Consider the following 18,716-nt stretch of genomic DNA (forward strand, 5'->3'; position numbering starts at 1 on the left):
ACTGGATCGTCCGGTCGAGCCGGACGATGACACCGGAGTACTGGGAAAGAACGACGCTTAGACCGCCGTGGCCTTCGCGAACTCGATGTAGATCTCGCGCAGGCGGTCGGTGATCGGGCCGACCTTGCCGCCTCCGAGCTTCTTGCCGTCGATCGCGACCACGCCCTGCACGAACACCGAGGCGCTGGTGATGAAGGCTTCCTTGGCGGCGAGCGCTTCCTCGACCGTGAAGGCGCGTTCCTCGATGCGCAGCTGGCGCTCCTCGGCGAGCTTGACCACCGCCTTGCGGGTGCAGCCGGGCAGAATCTCGTTGCCGTTCTGCCGGGTCACGATGACATCGTCCTGGGTGACGATGAAGGACGAGGACGAGCCGCCCTCGGTGACCTTGCCGTCCTCGATCATCCAGGCTTCGCCGGCGCCGGCCGCGGCGGCCGCCTGCTTGGCCAGCACCTGCGCGAGCAGCGCCACGCTCTTGATGTCGCGCCGTTCCCAGCGGATGTCGGGCACCGTGATGACGTTGATGCCGGTCTTCGCCGAGGGTGCGTTGATGATGTCCTTTTCCGAGGTGAACATCACCAGCGTCGGCTTGACGTCGGCCTTCGGGAAGGCGAAGTCGCGGCCCTTGTCGGCGCCACGGGTGACCTCGAGATAGACCATGCCGTTGACGAGGTCGTTGCGCGCAACCAGCTCCTTCTGGATCTCCTCGATCCGCTCCAGCGTCTCCGGCAACGCGAGCTGGATCTCGCCGACCGAACGCTTGAGCCGCGCCAGATGCGAGGCGTTGTCGATCAGCTTGCCCTCGAGCACCGCCGCCACCTCGTAGATGCCGTCGGCGAACAGGAATCCGCGGTCGAACACCGAGACCTTGGCCTCCGAATGCGGCACGAACGAGCCGTTGACGTAAGCGATCTTTTCCACGCGAGTTCTCCTGCGGACGAAGGGGGTTTCAGGCCTTCGTATACGCAAATTGTTAACGGGGGAAAACCCTGTAGCCGCCGTCATTCCGGCGCGATGCGCAGCATCGAACCCGGAATCTCGAGATTCCGGGTTCGCCTCTTCGAGGCGCCCCGGAATGACAGGCGGAGAGGCGCCCTCTGCCTCAGTGCTGCAGGATCTTCGACAAAAACTTCTGCGCGCGGTCGCTGCGGGGCGTGCCGAAGAAGTCGGCCTTCTTGGCGTCCTCGACAATCTCGCCGCGGTCCATGAAGATGACGCGGTCGGCGACCTTGTTGGCGAAGCCCATTTCGTGGGTCACGACCATCATGGTCATGCCCTCGCGGGCGAGGTCGACCATCACGTCGAGCACCTCGCTGATCATTTCCGGGTCGAGCGCCGAGGTCGGCTCGTCGAACAGCATCGCGATCGGATCCATCGCCAGCGCCCGCGCGATCGCGACACGCTGCTGCTGGCCGCCGGACAACTCCGCCGGAAACTTCTTGGCATGATCCTTCAGCCCGACGCGCTCCAAAAGCTTCATGCCCTTGGCGGTGGCGTCCTCAGCCTTGCGGCCGAGCACCTTCTCCTGCGCGAGGCGGAGATTGTCGATGATCCGCAGGTGCGGGAACAGTTCGAAGTGCTGGAACACCATGCCGACGCGCGAGCGCAGCTTCGGCAAATCGGTCTTGGGATCGTTGACCTTGACGCCGTCGAGCGTGATGTCGCCGCCCTGGATCGGCTCCAGCGCGTTGACGCATTTGATCAGGGTCGACTTGCCCGAGCCGGACGGGCCGCAGACCACCACCACCTCGCCCTTGGCGACGCTGGTGGTGCAGTCCTTCAGCACCTGGAAGGACGGTCCGTACCATTTATTGACGTGGTTGATCTCGATCATGATGGCTCAGCTTGTTGTTCAGCGAACAATGGCGATCCGCGCCTGCAGGCGGCGAACGCCGTAGGACGCGACACAGGAAATGACGAAGTAGACCAGCGCGGCGAACAGGTACATTTCGACCAGGCGGCCGTCGCGCTGCGCGACCTTGCTGGCGGCGCCGAGGAAATCCGGGATCGACAGCACATAGACCAGCGAGGTGTCCTGGAACAGCACGATCGTCTGCGTCAGCAGCACCGGCAGCATGTTGCGGAACGCCTGCGGCAGCACGACGTAGCGCATCGACTGTGCATAGGTCAGGCCGAGCGCGCTGGCCGCGGCCGGCTGGCCCTTCGAGATCGACTGGATGCCGGCGCGCATGATCTCGGAGAAATACGCCGCCTCGAACGCGATAAAGGTGATCAGCGAGGAGGCGAAGGCGCCGACCGTGATCGGCCGCGACGCGCCGGTCAGCCACTGCCCGATATACGGCACCAGGAAGTAGAACCAGAAGATCACCAGCACCAGCGGCAGCGAACGGATGAAGTCGACATAGAAGCCCGCGATGCGCCCGAGCACCTTGTAGCTCGACAGCCGCATCAGGGCGATCAGCGTGCCGAACACCAGGCCGCCGAACGCGGCGAGCGCGGTCAAGGTCAGCGTGAAGCGCATGCCCTCCAGGAACAGGTAGGGCAGTGAGCGGCGGATGACGTCGAAATCGAAACTGCCGATCATCGTCATTTGCCCGTGATGTAGCCGGGGATCGCGACATAGCGCTCGAGGAAGCGCATCGCGGTCACCACGACGAAATTGAGGAGCAGGTAGAGCACGGTTGCCGCCGTGAACGCCTCGAACACCTGGAACGAGAACTCCTGCATCGAGCGCGCCTGGCCGGTCAATTCGATCAGGCCGATGGTGATGGCGACCGCGCTGTTCTTGATGGTGTTGAGGAATTCGGAGGTCAGCGGCGGCAGGATGATGCGGAATGCCATCGGCAGCAGCACGTAGCGATAGGTCTGCACCGTGGTGAGGCCGAGCGCGGTCGAGGCCTGCTTCTGCCCGCGCGGCAGCGAGGTGATGCCGGCCTGCAATTGCACGGCGACGCGCGCCGACATGAAGAAGCCGACGCCGATCGCAGCGGTCCAGAACGGCGCGTTCGGCAGTTGCTTCAGCCACAGCCCGGCCGACCGCGGCAACAGTTCGGGCAGCACGAAGAACCACAGGAAAAGCTGCACCAGCAGCGGCATGTTGCGGAAGAACTCGACCCAGCAGAAGCCGATCCACGACGCGGTCCGCGACGGCAGCGTGCGCAGTACGCCGATCACCGAGCCGGACACCAGCGCGATGATCCAGGCCAGCACCGACACCTTGATGGTGACCACCAGTCCCGCCAACAACAGGTCGAGATAGGTGCCGGTCCCCATCGGGTTCGGCTCAAGGAAGATGTGCCAGTTCCAATTGTAGTTCACAGGTCCCCCACGCGGCCGCGCCAGTCACGGCATTACGCCGGCATCGCGCGCGGCGTCCATGCAAATGTCCGGCCATTCTCCTCCAAAAATGGCCGGACATGCAAACTCTCAGGACCCGCCGCCGCGAGGCGGCAGGTCATACGCAGCAATGCGGTCAGTTGACCAGATACGCATCCGGATCCGGCGAGTCCGACGGCTTTGCAAACTGCTTCTTCATCTCCGGTCCAGCCGGCGAGTTGAGATTGAGGCCCTTCGGTGGGATCTTCTGGGTGAACCACTTGTCGTAGATCTTCTGGCCCTCGCCGCTGGTGTAGAGCGCGGCGGTGGCAGCGTCGACGACCTTCTTGAAAGGCGCGTCATCCTTGCGCAGCATGATGCCGTAGGGCTCGGGCTTGGAGAATGCATCCTTGGAGATCACGTAGTCATCCGGCGACTTCGAGCCGGCGACGAGGCTCGCGAGCAGGATGTCGTCCATCACGAAGGCGACCGCGCGATCGGTCTCGACCATCAGGAAGGCCTCGGCATGATCCTTGGCCGGGATGATGTTGACGCTCAGCCCGCGCGCGAGATTGGCCTCGGTGAGCTGCTTGATGTTGGTGGTGCCGGCGGTCGAGACCACCGTCTTGCCCTTCAGATCGTCGATCGAATTGATCTTGCTCGCCTTCTTGGTGACGTAGCGGCTGGCGGTCAGGAAGTGGCTGTTGGTGAAGGAGACCTGCTTCTGGCGCTCGGCATTGTTGGTGGTCGAGCCGCATTCGAGGTCGACGGTGCCGTTGGCCATCAGCGGAATACGCGTCGCCGAGGTCACCGGGTTGAGCTTGACCTCGAGCTTGTCGAGCTTCAGCTCCTTCTTCACGGCATCGACGATCTTGTAGCAGATGTCCATGGCGTAGCCGATGGGCTTCTGGTTGTCGTCGAGATAGGAGAACGGGATCGAGGAATCGCGGTAGCCGAGCGTGATCGCGCCGGTGTCCTTGATGTTCTTCAGCGTGCCGGTCAGCTCCTGGGCTTGCGCCTGGCTCGCGCCGACCGCGGCGGCGAGCGCGAGGCCGATGAGATACTTGCGTGTCATACGTCTACTCCTTGCGTGGAAACGGTCGATTTACTGTGTGAGAATATCGGCGAGGACGGGTGCGATGTAGCGGCGAAACTGTTCCGGATTCTCGCTCATCGGAAAATGACCGAGCTTCTCCATGATCGTGACGCTGGCGCCCCCTATTGCCGCTGCGGTCCGCCTCGTGTCCTCGGGCGTGCAGGAGAAATCATACTCGCCCGTGAGGAGATAGAGCTTGCATACTTTAGTCTCGATTGACGCGACCCGGCCTCGCAGGTCGCCATCGACACGGTAGAAATACAGATCGCCCTTGAACACGCCGGGGCCGCCCTGCTTGTAGGCCCACAGCGTTTCCATCCGCGCAGGCTCAGGGCTTTGCGGCGCGATCAGCCCGGACACCAGCGCGGCGCAGACTTCGCCGCCGTGAACGTCCGGCCGGTTCAGCCAGTTGGTGTCATACCACGGCGCCTGGAAATCGGCAGCCTCGAGCCCGATCAGCGCGCGGAACTCGGCGGCATATTCGATCGCAAGGTTAAGCACGATGCGGCCGCCGATCGAGCAGCCCATCACGACGGGCTTCTCCAGCCCCAATGCCCGACAGAAGGCGCGGATGGTCTCGGTGTAGCGCGCAGTGGTGAGTTGGTATTCATCGCCGGTCCAGCTCATCGGCGGATTCGACTTGCCATGCCAGGGCATATCGAAGGCAATGATGCGGAAATTTTCGGCAAATTGCGCGTCCGCGAGCAGATGGCGCCACTGCCGCGCATCTGATCCCGCGGTATGCAGGCAGACCAGCGGAATGCCCGTGCCGTTTTCCTCGAAATAGATGCGGTGCAGCTCGCTGCCGATCTCGACGTGCACGTAGCGGCCGACCATCGGCTCGATATGACCGTTCATGATCGCGCCGCTCATGACACCGCCGCCGCGAAATGCTGCCGCGGCAGCGCCAAGAGGTCCTTGAAGTATTGAAGATGCGCCATGAAGGGATGCAGGTCGCCTTCCAGCACCGCCTCGCCGCGCTTGGTCAGCGCCAGCAGATCGTGCCAGCCGGGCTTCGGCTCGGCCTGCCAATAGGCGGCCCAGGCCTGCGGCGTCGCGCGATAGGAAAAGCGCCAGGAGCGCATCAGGACCGGCGACGGCGCGAGCTCGACGATACGCCCGCTGCGGATCGCGGCATGAAACGGCCGCGCCATCGGGCCGATCAGGCAGTCGCAATCGAGCAGCCTCCCGCGCGCAACCAGCCGAGGGGCTTCGTCGAGCAATGCGGGAAGGCCGGCAAACGCCCTCGTCACAGCGTCGTCGGTGGCGTCAGGCGATGGCGTCATCTGTCGGGCGGCGTTCCTGCAGCGGGCGGCGCCATGATGACGGCAAGCGCGCAATCCCGCAAGGCGCCGATACCCTTCGATACCCTTGGGTTCCCTGGATTATTAGCTTGACCAGACCCGGCTTGCCGGTCAGGGCGCACATCCCGCGCCCTCCCGCATGTTGCCGGGAACGGCCGATCCGTCCGACCAAATGCCGATTGAATTCCGCCGCTCGGCAGGTCGCGGCAGACCAATTGTCGCAGCCGGCGCTTCGAGCGCAATTCGCGCTTCCGTTGCCCGCCCCGTTCTGTCCAATGCGCCTCGGTCCCGGAATGACAGGGACGATCATTGCCAACACCGAACAAGACGCGGCCGCGATCGAACGCGGCCACAAGGGAGAGATCGAGATGTCGCACCGCAATCGCTTGATGGTCCTGCTCGCCGCCGCCGGCATGCTGGTGTCAACAGCGGCGCAGGCGCAGGATTATCCGACCAAGCCGATCACGCTGATCGTGCCGTGGCCGGCGGGCGGCTCCACCGATATCTCGATGCGCGCGATCGCCGAGAGCGCCTCCAAGGTGCTGGGCCAGCCGATCGCGGTCGACAACAAGGCGGGTGGCGGCGGCACCGTGGGCCCGGCGACGATGGCCGCCGGCGCCAAGCCTGACGGCTACACCATCGCCCAGATCCCGATCACCGTGTTCCGCCTGCCCCTGATGCAGGAAGTGTCGTGGGATCCGGCGAAGGATTTCTCCTACATCATCCATCTCACCGGCTACACCTTCGGCGTCACCACCAACGCGGAGTCGCAGTTCAAGACCTGGCAGGACGTGGTCGATTTCGCCAAGAAGAACCCGGGCAAGGTGACCTATGCGACGCCTGGCACCGGCACCTCGCTGCATGTCGGCATGGAGCAGATCGCCCTGATGGCCGGGATCAAGCTGACCCAGGTGCCGTTCAAGGGCGGCGCCGAGACCAATGCCGCCGTGCTCGGCCAGCACACCATGCTGCAGGCGGATTCCACCGGCTGGCGGCCGCTGGTCGATGCCGGCAAGCTCCGCCTGTTGATGGTGTGGACCGGCGCGCGCTCGCCGAACTATCCCGACGTGCCGACGCTGAAGGAACTCGGCTACCCCATGGTCTATGACTCGCCGTTCGGCATCGCCGGCCCCAAGGGCATGGACCCCAAGATCGTCGCCAAGCTGCACGATGCCTTCAAGAAGGCGATCGAGGACCCGGCGGTGATCGCGACCCTCGCCAAATACGACATGGTGCCGAACTACAAGAACACCGAGGACTACAAGAAGTTCGTGGGCGAGGTCACCGAGTCCGAGCGCAAGGTGATCGACACGCTCGGGCTGGCGAAGAAGTAGAGTTTAAGTCGCCACAAGCGCCGTCGTCATCCTGAGGTGCGAGCCGCCCTTGCGGCTCGCCTCGAAGGATGGAGCGGGGCACCGCCGCCCTTCGAGGGCGTCGCTTCGCTGACGGTGATTGAGAGCAACACAACACATGACAGACCAAACCAACGTCAAATTCCGCCTCAACAACTCCGAGCTTTGGGGCGGGCTGATCGGGCTCGGGCTCGGCGCCTTCGTGATCTGGTCGGGCCTCAAGCTCAAGCTCGGCACCATCAACGATCCCGGCTCCGGCTACGTGCTGTTCTACACCGGCATCCTGATGTGCGTGTTCGCGGCCTCGATCATGATCGCGGCGGTGACCGAGGGCGGCCCGACCTTCGCCTCGCGCTGGGAGAATGCGCGCTGGGGCAAGCCGGTGCTGGTCATCGTCTGCCTCACGGCGTTCGCCTTTGCGCTGGAGCCGCTCGGCTTCCTGCTGTCGGCGATCCCCCTGATGCTGTTGCTGCTCCGCGTGATCGATCCTGTGCGCTGGTCGCTGGCGATCCCGCTGTCCATCCTTGCCCCGCTCGGGATGTGGTGGGTGCTGAAGCACCTGCTCGCGATCCAGCTGCCGAGCGGCATCTTCGAGATCGGTTGAGCGCGCCCATGGATACTCTCGTCAACGTCGCCCACGGCCTCGGCGTCGCGCTGCTGCCGATCAACCTGCTCTACTGCTTCATCGGCGTGTTCATCGGCACGCTGGTCGGCGTGCTGCCCGGCATCGGCCCGATCTCGGCGATGTCATTGCTGCTGCCGGTGACGCTGTCCGGCACGCCGGAATCCGGCATCATCATGATGGCCGGCATCTATTACGGCTCGATGTATGGCGGCTCGACCACCTCGATCCTGGTCAACATCCCCGGCGAAGCCGCCTCCGTCGTCACCTGCATCGACGGCCACCAGATGGCCAAGCAGGGCCGCGCCGGCCCCGCGCTCGGCATCTCCGCCTTCGGCTCGTTCATCGCCGGCACCTTCGCGCTGATCGCCCTGATGCTGGTGGCGCCCTCGCTTGCCAGCGTCGCGATCGCATTCGGGCCGGCCGAATATTTCAGCCTGATGGTGCTCGGCCTCGTGGTGCTGACCTTCCTCACCCAGGGCTCGATGGCCAAGGCGCTGTTGATGGCCTGCATCGGCGTCGTGCTCGGCCTGGTCGGGCTCGACAGCATCACGGCGCAGCCGCGACTGACCTTCGGCCGCCTCGAGTTGATCGACGGCATCGGCCTTGTGCCGGTCGTGATGGGCCTGTTCGGCGTCGCCGAGGTGCTGCTCAACACCGAGCAGGCGATCAAGCGTGACATCATCAAGACCAGGATCAACCAATTGCTGCCGAGCAAGGAGGACTGGAAAGCCAGCGCCGGGCCGGTGGCGCGCGGCACAGTGCTCGGCTTCTTCCTCGGCATCCTGCCCGGCGGCGGCGCCGTGGTGGCATCGTTCGCGTCCTACGCGCTGGAGAAGCGGCTCTCGAAGCATCCGGAGCGGTTCGGCCACGGCGCCATCGAGGGCGTCGCGGGGCCGGAATCGGCGAACAATTCCGCGGCCGGCGGCGCCTTCATTCCGCTGATGACGCTCGGCGTCCCGCCGAACGTGGTGATGGCGCTGCTGCTCGGCGCCTTCGTGATCCACGGCCTGCAGCCGGGACCGCTGATGATCTCGCAGAACCCGACGCTGTTCTGGGGCATCGTCGCCAGCATGTATATCGGCAACCTGATGCTCTTGGTGCTCAACCTGCCGATGATCGGCATGTGGGTGCAGCTGCTGCGGCTGCCCTACAACGTGCTGTTCCCGCTGATCATCCTGTTCACGATCATCGGCGTCTACTGCTCCAGCAACAACGTGTTCGACGTCCACGTCATGATCGCATTCGGTGTGATCGGCTATTTCATGCGCAAGCTCGGCTACGAGCCGGCGCCGCTGGTGCTGGCCTTCGTGCTCGGGCCGATGCTGGAGAACAACCTGCGCAAGTCGCTGATCCTCTCGCAGGGCAATCTCATGACCTTCGTGGAGCGGCCGATCTCGGCGATCTGCCTCGCCTTCGCGCTGCTGCTGCTGGTCGGCCCGCTGCTGCCCTCGCTGCGCAAGAAGCGCGAGCTGGTGGCGCTGGATGAGGGGGCTTAGGAGAGCGAGCCCGACTTCAGCCGCGCCGGCAGCGCGCCCCCTCTCCCGCTTGCGGGGGAGGGCTGGGGTGGGGTGGGGGTATCTCCACGAGTCACATCGCGGAAAGAGCCCCCACCCGGATTGCATCTTCGATGCAATACGACCTAAGAGCGAGCTTCGCTCGTCTCGACCCCGCAAAGCGGGAGAGGTGAAGCCAGTCCGCGGAAACAACCCACCTCAACCCATCTTCGCCGCCCGTCCGTTCTTCGGCGGCTGGGCCAGCGCGCGGGCCAGCACCTGGGCTTCCTTCTTCAGCATGTCGGCGAGTTCGCCTTCGCGGCGGCGGATGCGGTCGGACGCGGCGCCGATCGAGAGCGCGGCCACCACCTCGCCGGCATCGTCGCGGACCGGCACGCCGACGCCGCCCATGCCGGGGAACGCGGCGTCGATCAGCACGGTGTGGCCGGCCTTGCGCGCCATGGCGATCCGCTCGCGCAGGAACTTTGGCGTGATGCGCGGCGATTTCGCCAGCCGCGGGACAATCACCTCGATCACAGCCTCGATCTCGGCATCCGGCAGCCAGACCAGCAGCGCCAGCGCGCCGGCGCCGACGCCGAGCGGACGGCGGCTGCCGATCTGCAGATAGTTCGGCTGCAGCGGATGGTTGCCGACCGAGCGCGCCAGATAGAGCGCCTCGACGCCGGATCGCACCGACAGCAGCGCCGTATCGGCCGAGCGCTCCGACAGCCGGAGCAGGCTCGGCTGCGCCAGTTCGGCGATGTCGACCGAACGGCGCGCGCCGACCGCCATCACCCGCGCCTCCTGGCCGAGCTCATAGGTCTTGGCGCCGGCGACCCGGCTGACGAAGCCTTCCTCGATCAGCGAGTTGAGGATGCGCAGCGCGGTCGCCTTGTTCAGCGAGGTGGTGTCGGCGATGTCGGTGAGCCGCAGCGGCGAGCGCTGTGCCAGCACGCGCAGGATCGCGCAGACCTTCTGGATCGCGTTGAACTTGTCGGGTTGGCCCGGCTCCGGCAGTGGCCTCTTGCGGCTGGTCCGTGCGGTCGCAGTCGTTGAGGCGTTCATGCCCTGGCCTTCCTTGCCGTCAATTCCAAATCCTGAACGGGCACGACGAAGAGACGCGCCCGGCGGACATCATCCTAGGACGGATGACGCGCGCCGGACACCGTATACTTTCGTCAGATGAAACTTTGATTTCGACTATCTACGCTGCTGTGCAACAATAAGGAGATTTGAATTTCGCATCACGAAATCTGATGCCGCTTGCGCATGATCTTTTCGAAAAACCGCTTCGCACTTTTTCGGATCATGCGCTACGCCAACCGCATCCTGCGGATCGTGAACAGCGCACAGAGGCTGAGGATGCAGACCGCGGTGAGATAGTAACCCGGCGCGAGCTCGCCGATCGGCGCGAAGCCGCCGAGCCAGGTCATGATCGCCGGTCCCATGCCGCCGAACAATGTGACACCGATATTGTAGCTGAGACCGAGCCCGGTCGCACGCGTCGCCGCCGGAAACAGTTCCGACATCAGCGCGGCGAGCGGCCCGTAATATAGCGACTTGAGGACGCCGAGCCAGAGCACACCGATCAGAATGATCACAGGCGTCGGCTTGCCGGTGAGCAAGAGGAAGGCCGGGAAGATCGACACCAGCAGCAGCAGCGCGAACAGGATCATGTGGGTGGTGCGTCCGATCTTGTCGGAGACCATGCCTGCGATCGGCGCCAGCAGCGCAACCGCGGTCTGCGCGGCGAACGAGGCGATGAAGCCGACCGATGGCGCGAGGTTGAGCGTCTTCACCACATAGGTCGGCATGTAGACGATCAGATAGTTGACCGCGGTCGACACCGCGAGCGCGCCGATCGCCAGAATAGTGGGCAGCATCTGCCGCGTGAACAGCTCGGTGACCGGCGATTCCTGCTTCGCGGCCGGCGGCGGCGTTGCATCGTCGACATGGTTGCGGATGTAGATGCCGACCGGGCCGATCAAGACGCCGAACAGGAACGGCAGCCGCCAGCCCCAGGACTGCAAATCCTCCGGGCTCATCAGGGAGGTCAGGAGCGCACCGAAGCCTGCGCCGAGCAGGCCGCTGACGCCCTGGCTCGCGAACTGCCAGCTCGCCACGAAGCCGCGCCGCTCCGGCATGTGCTCGACCAGGAACGCGGTCGAGGAGCCGAACTCGCCGCCGGCGGAAAAGCCCTGCACCAGCCGCGCCAGCAGCACCGCGATCGGCGCCAGAACGCCGATGGTCTGATAGGTCGGCATCAGCGCCAGCACCAGCGTGCCAAACGTCATCAGCACGATCGACAGCATCAGCGAGGCCTTGCGGCCGTGCCGGTCGGCATAGGCGCCGAGCACGACGCCGCCGATCGGGCGGATCAGAAACGACAGGCCGAAGCTGCCGAAGGTCAGGAGCAGCGAGGTGGTCGGATCATTGGCCGGGAAGAACGCCTTGGAGAGATACACCGCGAAATAGGCATAGACCGAGATGTCGTACCATTCGAGCGCATTGCCGACCGAGGTCGCGACGATCAGGCGGGTGATGTTTTTCTTGTCGACCGCTGTCGTGTGCTGAGCGTCGGCCGAAGTCGATAGTGTCATTACATTTTCCTTGCCGGTGAAGGCACCAGCTTTTCAACTCGAAATGGCCGGCTTGACCCGGCCATCCACGTCTTCCCCGTCATCCCCGCGCAAAGGCTTCGCCTTTGTCGCTGGAGGTGCGAGCTCTTGCGGGCCTCGAAGGATGCACGGCCCCGCTGGTGGCCGTCGATCCTTCGAGGGCCGCTGAAGAAGCGGCCACCTCAGGATGACGGGGAACAAGCGAGCCTAGCTCCTCACCCCTTGTGCTTTGCCTCGCCGAGGTCCCAGAACAGGCCGGCCATGATGGTCAGCGCCTCTTCGGTCACCGGCAGCAGGATGTGCTCGTCGGGGGCGTGCTGCGAGCAGCCCGGATAGGAATGCGGCACCCAGATCGTCGGCAGGCCGAGGCCTTCGGAGAACACGTCGTTCGGCAGCGAGCCGCCGAAGTTCGGCAGCACCGCCGGCGCCTTGCCGGTGGTTGCGCGGATCGAGTTCGCCGCCCAGTCGATCCACGGGCTGTCCATGTCGGTGCGCGAGGCGGCAAAGCGCTGCGTGCCGGAGACCTCGACCATCGGGAAACCGTTGTTGTGCAGATAGTCCCGCACCGCGTCGATCACCTCGAGATGCCTGGTGCCGACGACGAAGCGAAGCTGCAGCACCGCATTGGCCTTGCCGGGAATCGCGTTGGCGGGCTTGTCGATATTGCCCGACGACATCGCCAGCACTTCGAGCGTGTTCCAGGCATAGAGCCGCTCCGCCGCGGTCAGGCCCTCCTCGCCCCAGTCTTCCGCCAGCGCCGGTTCGTCCGCGGTCGGCTTGACCTCGACGTCGGCGAGCGCGGCGCGGACGCGGTTGGAGATCGGCGGGGGCTTCAGGATCTCGAGCTTCATGCGGCCCTTGCCGTCGACCAGGCCCGCGATCGCGCTCGCCAGGATCGTGGCCGGATTGGCGAGCACGCCGCCCCAATTGCCGGAATGATTGCCGCCCTCACGCAGATTGACGTCGAGATGGATGCGGTTGCCGCCGCGGCAGCCGAGGAAGATGGTCGGCCGCTCCGCCGACAGCCGCGGCCCGTCGGAGGCAATGAACAGGTCGGCCTTCAGCTCCTCGCGATGCGCCTCGCAGACCTCACGCAGATCGGGTGAGCCGATCTCCTCGCCGGTCTCGATGATGAATTTGGCGTTGAAGCCGAGCTTGCCGCCGCGCGCCTGCTTCACCGCGCGTAGCGCGGCCATGTTGATCGAGTGCTGGCCCTTGTTGTCGGCGGTGCCGCGGCCATAGACGCGCTCGCCCTTGACCGTGGTCTGCCAGGGATTGAGCCCGTCGCGCCATTCGCCGACCATGCCGTCGACGACGTCGCCGTGGCCGTAGGTCAGCAGGGTCGGCCGCGCGGCACCCTCCTGGTACTCGGCGATCAGATAGGGCCCGCGGCCGGTCGGCGACTCGATCAGCCGGGTCTTGAAATCGAGCTCGGCGAAGGCCGGTTGCAGATTCTCCACCAGATAGGCGCGCAGCGCATCGGCCTTGTCGGCATTCAGGCTCTCGGTCTGGTAGCCGACCCTGCGGTCCAGTTCCTTCAAGAACTCTCCCGATTGAAAATGCTCTCGCACCTTTGCGATTGCGTCGGCCCGTGTCGGCATGATTGTTCCTTCGTCCGGTCGCGTCTTGGCATGATCGCACCGGAACGCCACGCTTTGCGTCCCGATCATGCTTCTGGAGGGGCGCAACCTATCGGGATCGGATCGCGACCGGAAGGGCGCGAAATGCGAATGGGCCTTGCCAAAACGTGGGAAGTCGCAACAAGTTGATGCGGGACGCCCGGCATCGACCGGGCAGCAATCGAAGCGGCGCGCAAGGTTTCGACCAAGGTTTTCGACAATGACAAAACAAATCCGGCTCAACGCCTTTGCCATGAACTGCGTGGCGCATCAGTCGCCGGGGCTGTGGACCCATCCGCGCGACCGCACCAAGGACTACAACAAGCTGTCCTACTGGATCGATCTGGCGAAGACGCTGGAGCGCGGCCGGTTCGACGGGTTGTTCCTCGCCGACGTGCTCGGCGTCTACGACGTCTATGCCGGCAATCCGGATGCGGCGCTGCGCAACGCGGCGCAGACCCCGGCCAACGAACCGTTGATGCTGATCCCGGCGATGGCCGCGGTGACGGAAAATCTCGGCTTCGGCGTCACCAGCAATCTGTCCTTCGAGCCGCCCTACCCGTTCGCGCGGCGGATGTCGACGCTCGACCATCTGACCGGCGGCCGGGTCGGCTGGAACGTAGTCACCGGCTATCTCGATTCCGCCGCGCGCGGCGCCGGCAAGGACAAGCAGACCGCGCATGACGACCGCTACGAGCTCGCCGACGAGTATATGGAGCTGGTCTACAAGCTCTGGGAAGGCAGCTGGGAGGACGACGCCGCGATCCGCGACGTCGCACGCGGCATCTTCACCGATCCGAGCAAGGTGCATCCGGTACACCATGACGGCAACAATTACCGGCTCAACGCGATCCACCTGTCGGAGCCGTCGCCACAGCGCACGCCGGTGCTCTATCAGGCCGGCACCTCGCCGCGCGGCCGGCAGTTCGCCGCCGAGCACGCCGAATGCGTGTTCATGTCGGGACCGTCGGCGAAAGTGATCGGCCCGCGCGTCTCGGCGATCCGCGAGCTTGCCGCCGCGAAGGGCCGCAACCCGGCCGAGATCCTGATGTTCTCGATGATGTGCGTCGTGGTGGCGCCGACCGAGGCGGAGGCGAAAGCGAAGTATGCCGAGTATCGCAGCCATATCAGCCATGAGGGCGCGCTGGCGCTGATGTCGGGCTGGACCGGCGTCGACTTCTCGACCTATTCGCTCGACCAGGAGGTGCGGCACGTGCAGAACGACGCCGGCCGCTCCGCGATGGACAATGTCACCCGCGCCGATCCCGACCGGGTCTGGACCGTGCGCGAGGTCGCCGAGCATGTCGGCATCGGCGGCGCCGGCCCCGTGGTGGTCGGCTCGCCGGAGCAGGTCGCCGACAAGATCGAGCAATGGTTCGAGGACACCGACGTCGACGGCCTCAATGTCGCGTTTGCGATCTCGCCCGGCGATTTCGAGGATATCGCCGACATGCTGGTGCCGGAGCTCGTCAAGCGCGGCCGCTACAAGCGAGAGTATGCAAAGGGCACCTTGCGCGAGAAGCTGTTCGGCGCAGGACGGGCGAGGCTCGATGCGACACATCCGGCGACCCGGTACCGCGTGAAGCGTAGCGCTGCGGCGGAGTGATCCGCGCCGTCATTGCGAGGAACGAAGCGAAGCAATCCATCGTTCCGCATATGCGGGATCATGGATTGCTTCGTCGCTTCGCGCCTCGCAAGGACCAGGTTAAGCGCAGCTCACGATCCCGTCATCCTGAGGAGCGCGCTCTTGCGGGCGTCTCAGGGTGACGGTGACGGATTGAGCGCGGCTCTCCTTCAATTCACCGAATTGCTCACCACCACCTCGATCAGCTTCGCGCCCGGACGGCTGAATGCCGACTTCATCGCGCCCTTCAGCTCCTGCGGGTCGGTGATCCTGATCGCCTCGAGCCCGAGCGAGCGTGCGACGCCGGTGAAATCGACCGGCGGGTCGATGAAGTCCATGCCGACATAATGATCGTCGCCATGGAAGGCGAGCAGGCGCTGCTTGATGATGCGGTAGCCGCCGTTGTTGACGATGACGAAAGTCAGCGGCAGCTTGTGATTGGCTGCGGTCCACAGCGACTGGATCGAGTACATCGACGAGCCGTCGCCGGAATAGCACACCACCGGCCGCTGCGGATTGGCGAGGCTGACGCCGACCGCGGCCGGCAGGCCCCAGCCGATGCCGCCGGAGGCCAGCGCGTGGTAGCCGTAGCGGTCGCGATGCGGCCGCAAGCCAATGATCTGGCGCGACGAGGTCAGGCCCTCGTCGACCAGGATCGCATTGTCGGGCATCGCCTCCACGACCTGCAACGCGAGCCAGTCCGGATCGATCGGCGAGGTCTGGCTCGCCTTCGAGATCTGCTCGACCAGCGCCTTGCGCTTCGCCGCCCAGTTCTTGGTCGACAACGCCGCGAGCCCCTGCCTGGCACGCGTCTCCAGCGCGCCGCCGCCGGCCTCCTTCAACGCCGGGACTAGCGCGCGCAGCGTTTCCTTGACGTCCGCCTTCACCGCGATCTCTGCGCCGTAGTTCCTGGCGAGGTCGCTGTCGACCAGGCCGACCTGCACGATCGAGAGCCCGTCCGGTAGCGGATCGACCTCGCTGTAGACCGACATCCGCAAGGGATCGCCGCCGAGTGCGATCAACAGATCATGCGGCGCCAGCACGTCGCGCGCGACCTTCTGCAGCCGCGCGATCGCGCCCATGAAGCTCGGGCTTTCGGACAGGAAGTGCGAACCATAGGGCGTCGGCGATTGCCAGGCCGGGCAGCCCAGCGCCTCGGCAAGATCGGCCGCCTCGCGCAGCGCATCGCTTTTGACGATCTCGTCGCCGACGACGATCACCGGTCGCTCCGCTTTCAGGATGCGCGCCGCCAGCGCCTTGAGCGCATCCTCCGACGGCCTCACCCGCGTGTCGATCCGGGTGGAGCGGCCGAGCTCGATGCCGGCCTCGGAATTGAGGATATCGCCGGGCAACGAGATGAACACCGGCCCGGTCGGCGGCGTGGTCGCGATCTTGGCGGCGCGGCGCACGATCCGCGGCAGGTCTTCGAGCCGCGTCACCTCGACCGCCCATTTCACCAGCGGCGTCGCCATCTGCACCAGCGGGCCATAGAGCACCGGTTCGGTCAGACCATGGCCCTGTTCCTGCTGCCCGGCGGTCAGGATCAGCGGCGTGCCGGTGAAGCTTGCGTTGTAGAGCGAGCCCATCGCATTGCCGAGTCCCGGCGCGACATGGACGTTGCAGGCGACGAGCTTGCCGGAGGCGCGGCTGAAGCCGTCGGCCATCGCGACCACCAGGCTCTCCTGCATCGCCATCACATAGGTGAGATCGGGATGATCCTTCAGCGCGTGCATGATCGGCAGTTCGGTGGTGCCGGGATTGCCGAACAGATGGGTGACGCCCTCATCCTTCAACAGCGCCAGAAATGCCGAGCGGCCGGTAATGCGATTTTTCATGTTCCCTCCAGGCCTGTCGGCGCGTTGGCCGACGGGGGTCGAGGGAGATGACCAAACTTGCGCAGCTGGAGCAATCGAGCGAGCGGTCATGGCCGCATTCCGCAGGCGCGCGCCTGAAGCAAGATGCTCGCTAGAACATCCCCTCGCGCTCGCTGCGCTTCTTCTTTTTCGAGCGCTGCCAGACCACGCCGGGATAGCCTTTCAGCGGCACCAGCGGCTCGCCGGTATAGGCCCATTCCTGCAGTTCCTCGATCGCGATGTGATAGAGCGGCTGTCGGCCGGTGCGTCCCGAGAACAGCGCGCGCGGGATGTTGACCATGTGCGGCGACCGCGCGCGTTCGTAGATGATGGGCGTGCCGCAATTGGCGCAGAAGCTGCGCGCGGTCTTGCTTTTCGCGTCCTCGTAACGCGACAGCTCGCTGTCGCCTTGCGTGATGCGGAAGCGCTTCTTCCAGCTGCCGACATAGGTCGCATAAACCGCACCATGGGCGCGGCGGCTGGCGGCGGTGTGATCATGCCAGGCCCAGCGCGCCGGCACATCGATCTCGAACCTCACCTTGCCGCACAGGCATTGGCCGGCCGCGGGCTTCGCCAGCGTCACGGGCTTTGTTTTTTTGGTCGGCTCGAACTCGTCGTCCGGAAACATCGCGGTCTCCCATCAAGGCACCGTAGCCCGGACGAGCGAAGCGATATCCGGGCTACGAAGAGTTACGCCTGCGCCAGTTCGTCGTGCACCGGATAATCCGTATAGCCCTTCTCCTCGCCGGCATAGAAGGTGGCGCGGTTGTATTTGGTCAGCGGATAGCCGCGCTGCAGGCGGCGCGGCAGGTCCGGGTTGGAGATGAAGTAGCGGCCGAACGCGATCGCATCGGCATGGCCTTCGGCGACCGCGCTCTGTGCGGTGTCGCCGACGAAATTGCCGGCGGTGATCAGCACGCCGCTCCACATCGGGCGGTACAGCACCATCGCGGACGGCACGTTCTGCCAGTCGACCTCGGCGCGGCCGGTGCCCGAGGCGCGCGGCTCGATGAAATGCAGATAGGCGAGCCCGAGCTTGTCCAGCGCCGTGATGGCGTGGCTGTAGAGCGGCATCGGGTCGGCCTCGCCGCTGCCATTGGCGATGCCGTAGGGCGAGAGCCGCACGCCGACGCGGTCGGCGCCCCAGACCTCGGTCACCGCCTGCGTCACCTCCATCAGGAAGCGGACGCGGTTCTCGATCGACCCGCCATACCGGTCGGTGCGCAGATTGCTGCGCGACTGCAGGAACTGCTCGATCAGATAGCCATTGGCGCCGTGGATCTCGACGCCGTCGAAGCCGGCGGCGAGCGCGTTCTTCGCGCCTTGCCGGTAGGCCTCGACCATCAGGGCGACCTCACGGGTCTCGAGCGCGCGCGGCGTCTCGTAGTCGACCACCTTGCCGTCCGCCGTCATGCACTTGAACTCGGACGGGATCGCGACCGCCGACGGCGCCACCGGCAGCGCGCCACCCGGCTGGAACGAGGAATGCGAGACGCGGCCGACGTGCCAGAGCTGCAGGAAGATGAAGCCGCCCTTGGCATGCACGGCATCCACCACCTCGCGCCAGCCCGCGATCTGGGCCTCGCTGTAGATGCCGGGAACACCGGGATTGCCGAAGCCGGTCGCGACCACCGGCGAGGCCTCCGCGATCAGCAGGCCGCCCGGCGTGGCGCGCTGCGCATAATATTCCGCGTTCATCGGCCGCGGCGCGAGGCTCGGCCGCGCCGCCCGCATCCGCGTCAGCGGCGCCATCACGACGCGATGTTCGAGCTGGTAAGGACCGATCTTGAGCGGAGAGAACAGCGACGGAGGATTCATGCCTGCCCCAAATATTCTTATGTGGTTTCCGTTGTAGTGTG

The 18,716-nt window shown here is 65.3% G+C and carries 17 protein-coding genes; 4 read left to right on the forward strand and 13 right to left on the reverse strand.

Annotated features, from left to right (window positions below):
* Nucleotides 1-57: 57 nt before the first annotated feature.
* The 7 genes from E2I15_RS25005 to E2I15_RS25035 form a co-directional block, all read right to left on the reverse strand.
* Nucleotides 58-918, reverse strand: coding sequence for a D-amino-acid transaminase (locus E2I15_RS25005; protein WP_137476968.1), 861 nt, complete (start codon nt 916-918; stop codon nt 58-60).
* Nucleotides 919-1,099: 181 nt separating this feature from the next.
* Nucleotides 1,100-1,831 carry an amino acid ABC transporter ATP-binding protein gene (locus tag E2I15_RS25010; RefSeq protein ID WP_016845632.1) on the reverse strand — a complete coding sequence of 244 codons (732 nt, stop codon included), beginning with the start codon at nt 1,829-1,831 and terminating at the stop codon, nt 1,100-1,102.
* A gap of 18 nt (nt 1,832-1,849) precedes the next feature.
* Entirely contained in the window at nt 1,850-2,542 is a 693-nt protein-coding gene (locus E2I15_RS25015; RefSeq protein ID WP_026192237.1) for an amino acid ABC transporter permease, read from the reverse strand.
* A gap of 2 nt (nt 2,543-2,544) precedes the next feature.
* The gene (locus tag E2I15_RS25020) at nt 2,545-3,276 is read right to left on the reverse strand and encodes an amino acid ABC transporter permease (RefSeq protein WP_016845630.1); all 732 of its coding nucleotides are present in this window, start codon (nt 3,274-3,276) and stop codon (nt 2,545-2,547) included.
* A gap of 154 nt (nt 3,277-3,430) precedes the next feature.
* Entirely contained in the window at nt 3,431-4,348 is a 918-nt protein-coding gene (locus E2I15_RS25025) for an amino acid ABC transporter substrate-binding protein (RefSeq protein ID WP_137476967.1), read from the reverse strand.
* 30 nt (nt 4,349-4,378) lie between these two features.
* Nucleotides 4,379-5,242: an alpha/beta fold hydrolase gene (locus E2I15_RS25030; protein WP_210241863.1), complete on the reverse strand. Its 864-nt coding sequence runs from the start codon at nt 5,240-5,242 to the stop codon at nt 4,379-4,381.
* Nucleotides 5,239-5,655: a hypothetical protein gene (locus E2I15_RS25035; RefSeq protein WP_137476966.1), complete on the reverse strand. Its 417-nt coding sequence runs from the start codon at nt 5,653-5,655 to the stop codon at nt 5,239-5,241. The genes E2I15_RS25030 and E2I15_RS25035 overlap by 4 nt, the downstream gene beginning before the upstream one ends.
* A 386-nt stretch (nt 5,656-6,041) precedes the next feature.
* On the opposite strand from E2I15_RS25035, the gene E2I15_RS25040 reads away from it, so the two are divergent.
* The 3 genes from E2I15_RS25040 (at nt 6,042) to E2I15_RS25050 (ending at nt 9,146) form a co-directional block, all read left to right on the forward strand.
* Nucleotides 6,042-7,007, forward strand: a complete 966-nt coding sequence (locus E2I15_RS25040; RefSeq protein WP_137477009.1) for a Bug family tripartite tricarboxylate transporter substrate binding protein — start codon at nt 6,042-6,044, stop codon at nt 7,005-7,007.
* 136 nt (nt 7,008-7,143) lie between these two features.
* Nucleotides 7,144-7,629, forward strand: coding sequence for a tripartite tricarboxylate transporter TctB family protein (locus E2I15_RS25045; protein WP_016845625.1), 486 nt, complete (start codon nt 7,144-7,146; stop codon nt 7,627-7,629).
* A gap of 8 nt (nt 7,630-7,637) precedes the next feature.
* Nucleotides 7,638-9,146 carry a tripartite tricarboxylate transporter permease gene (locus E2I15_RS25050; protein ID WP_137476965.1) on the forward strand — a complete coding sequence of 503 codons (1,509 nt, stop codon included), beginning with the start codon at nt 7,638-7,640 and terminating at the stop codon, nt 9,144-9,146.
* Nucleotides 9,147-9,362: 216 nt separating this feature from the next.
* On the opposite strand, the gene E2I15_RS25055 is transcribed toward E2I15_RS25050, so the two are convergent.
* The 3 genes from E2I15_RS25055 to E2I15_RS25065 form a co-directional block, all read right to left on the reverse strand.
* Entirely contained in the window at nt 9,363-10,208 is an 846-nt protein-coding gene (locus E2I15_RS25055; RefSeq protein WP_137476964.1) for an IclR family transcriptional regulator, read from the reverse strand.
* Nucleotides 10,209-10,456: 248 nt separating this feature from the next.
* Nucleotides 10,457-11,743 carry an MFS transporter gene (locus tag E2I15_RS25060; RefSeq protein WP_137476963.1) on the reverse strand — a complete coding sequence of 429 codons (1,287 nt, stop codon included), beginning with the start codon at nt 11,741-11,743 and terminating at the stop codon, nt 10,457-10,459.
* Between the two features lie 233 nt (nt 11,744-11,976).
* Nucleotides 11,977-13,362: a M20 family metallopeptidase gene (locus tag E2I15_RS25065; protein ID WP_137476962.1), complete on the reverse strand. Its 1,386-nt coding sequence runs from the start codon at nt 13,360-13,362 to the stop codon at nt 11,977-11,979.
* 238 nt (nt 13,363-13,600) lie between these two features.
* Between E2I15_RS25065 and E2I15_RS25070 the strand changes: the two genes are divergently transcribed.
* A complete protein-coding gene (locus tag E2I15_RS25070; RefSeq protein WP_137476961.1) occupies nt 13,601-14,986 on the forward strand; it encodes an LLM class flavin-dependent oxidoreductase in 1,386 nt (461 codons plus the stop codon).
* Between the two features lie 188 nt (nt 14,987-15,174).
* Here E2I15_RS25070 and E2I15_RS25075 read toward each other — a convergent pair whose 3' ends face one another.
* From E2I15_RS25075 to E2I15_RS25085, 3 genes are all read right to left on the reverse strand, one after another.
* Entirely contained in the window at nt 15,175-16,839 is a 1,665-nt protein-coding gene (locus E2I15_RS25075; protein ID WP_137476960.1) for a thiamine pyrophosphate-binding protein, read from the reverse strand.
* 130 nt (nt 16,840-16,969) lie between these two features.
* Nucleotides 16,970-17,485 carry a GFA family protein gene (locus E2I15_RS25080; protein WP_246667919.1) on the reverse strand — a complete coding sequence of 172 codons (516 nt, stop codon included), beginning with the start codon at nt 17,483-17,485 and terminating at the stop codon, nt 16,970-16,972.
* Nucleotides 17,486-17,547: 62 nt separating this feature from the next.
* Nucleotides 17,548-18,675, reverse strand: a complete 1,128-nt coding sequence (locus tag E2I15_RS25085) for an alkene reductase (protein ID WP_137476959.1) — start codon at nt 18,673-18,675, stop codon at nt 17,548-17,550.
* Between the last annotated feature and the right edge of the window lie 41 nt (nt 18,676-18,716).

It is taken from the genome of Bradyrhizobium sp. BR2003, from assembly GCF_009720285.1.
In the GTDB taxonomy this organism is placed as follows: Bacteria; Pseudomonadota; Alphaproteobacteria; order Rhizobiales; family Xanthobacteraceae; genus Bradyrhizobium; species Bradyrhizobium elkanii.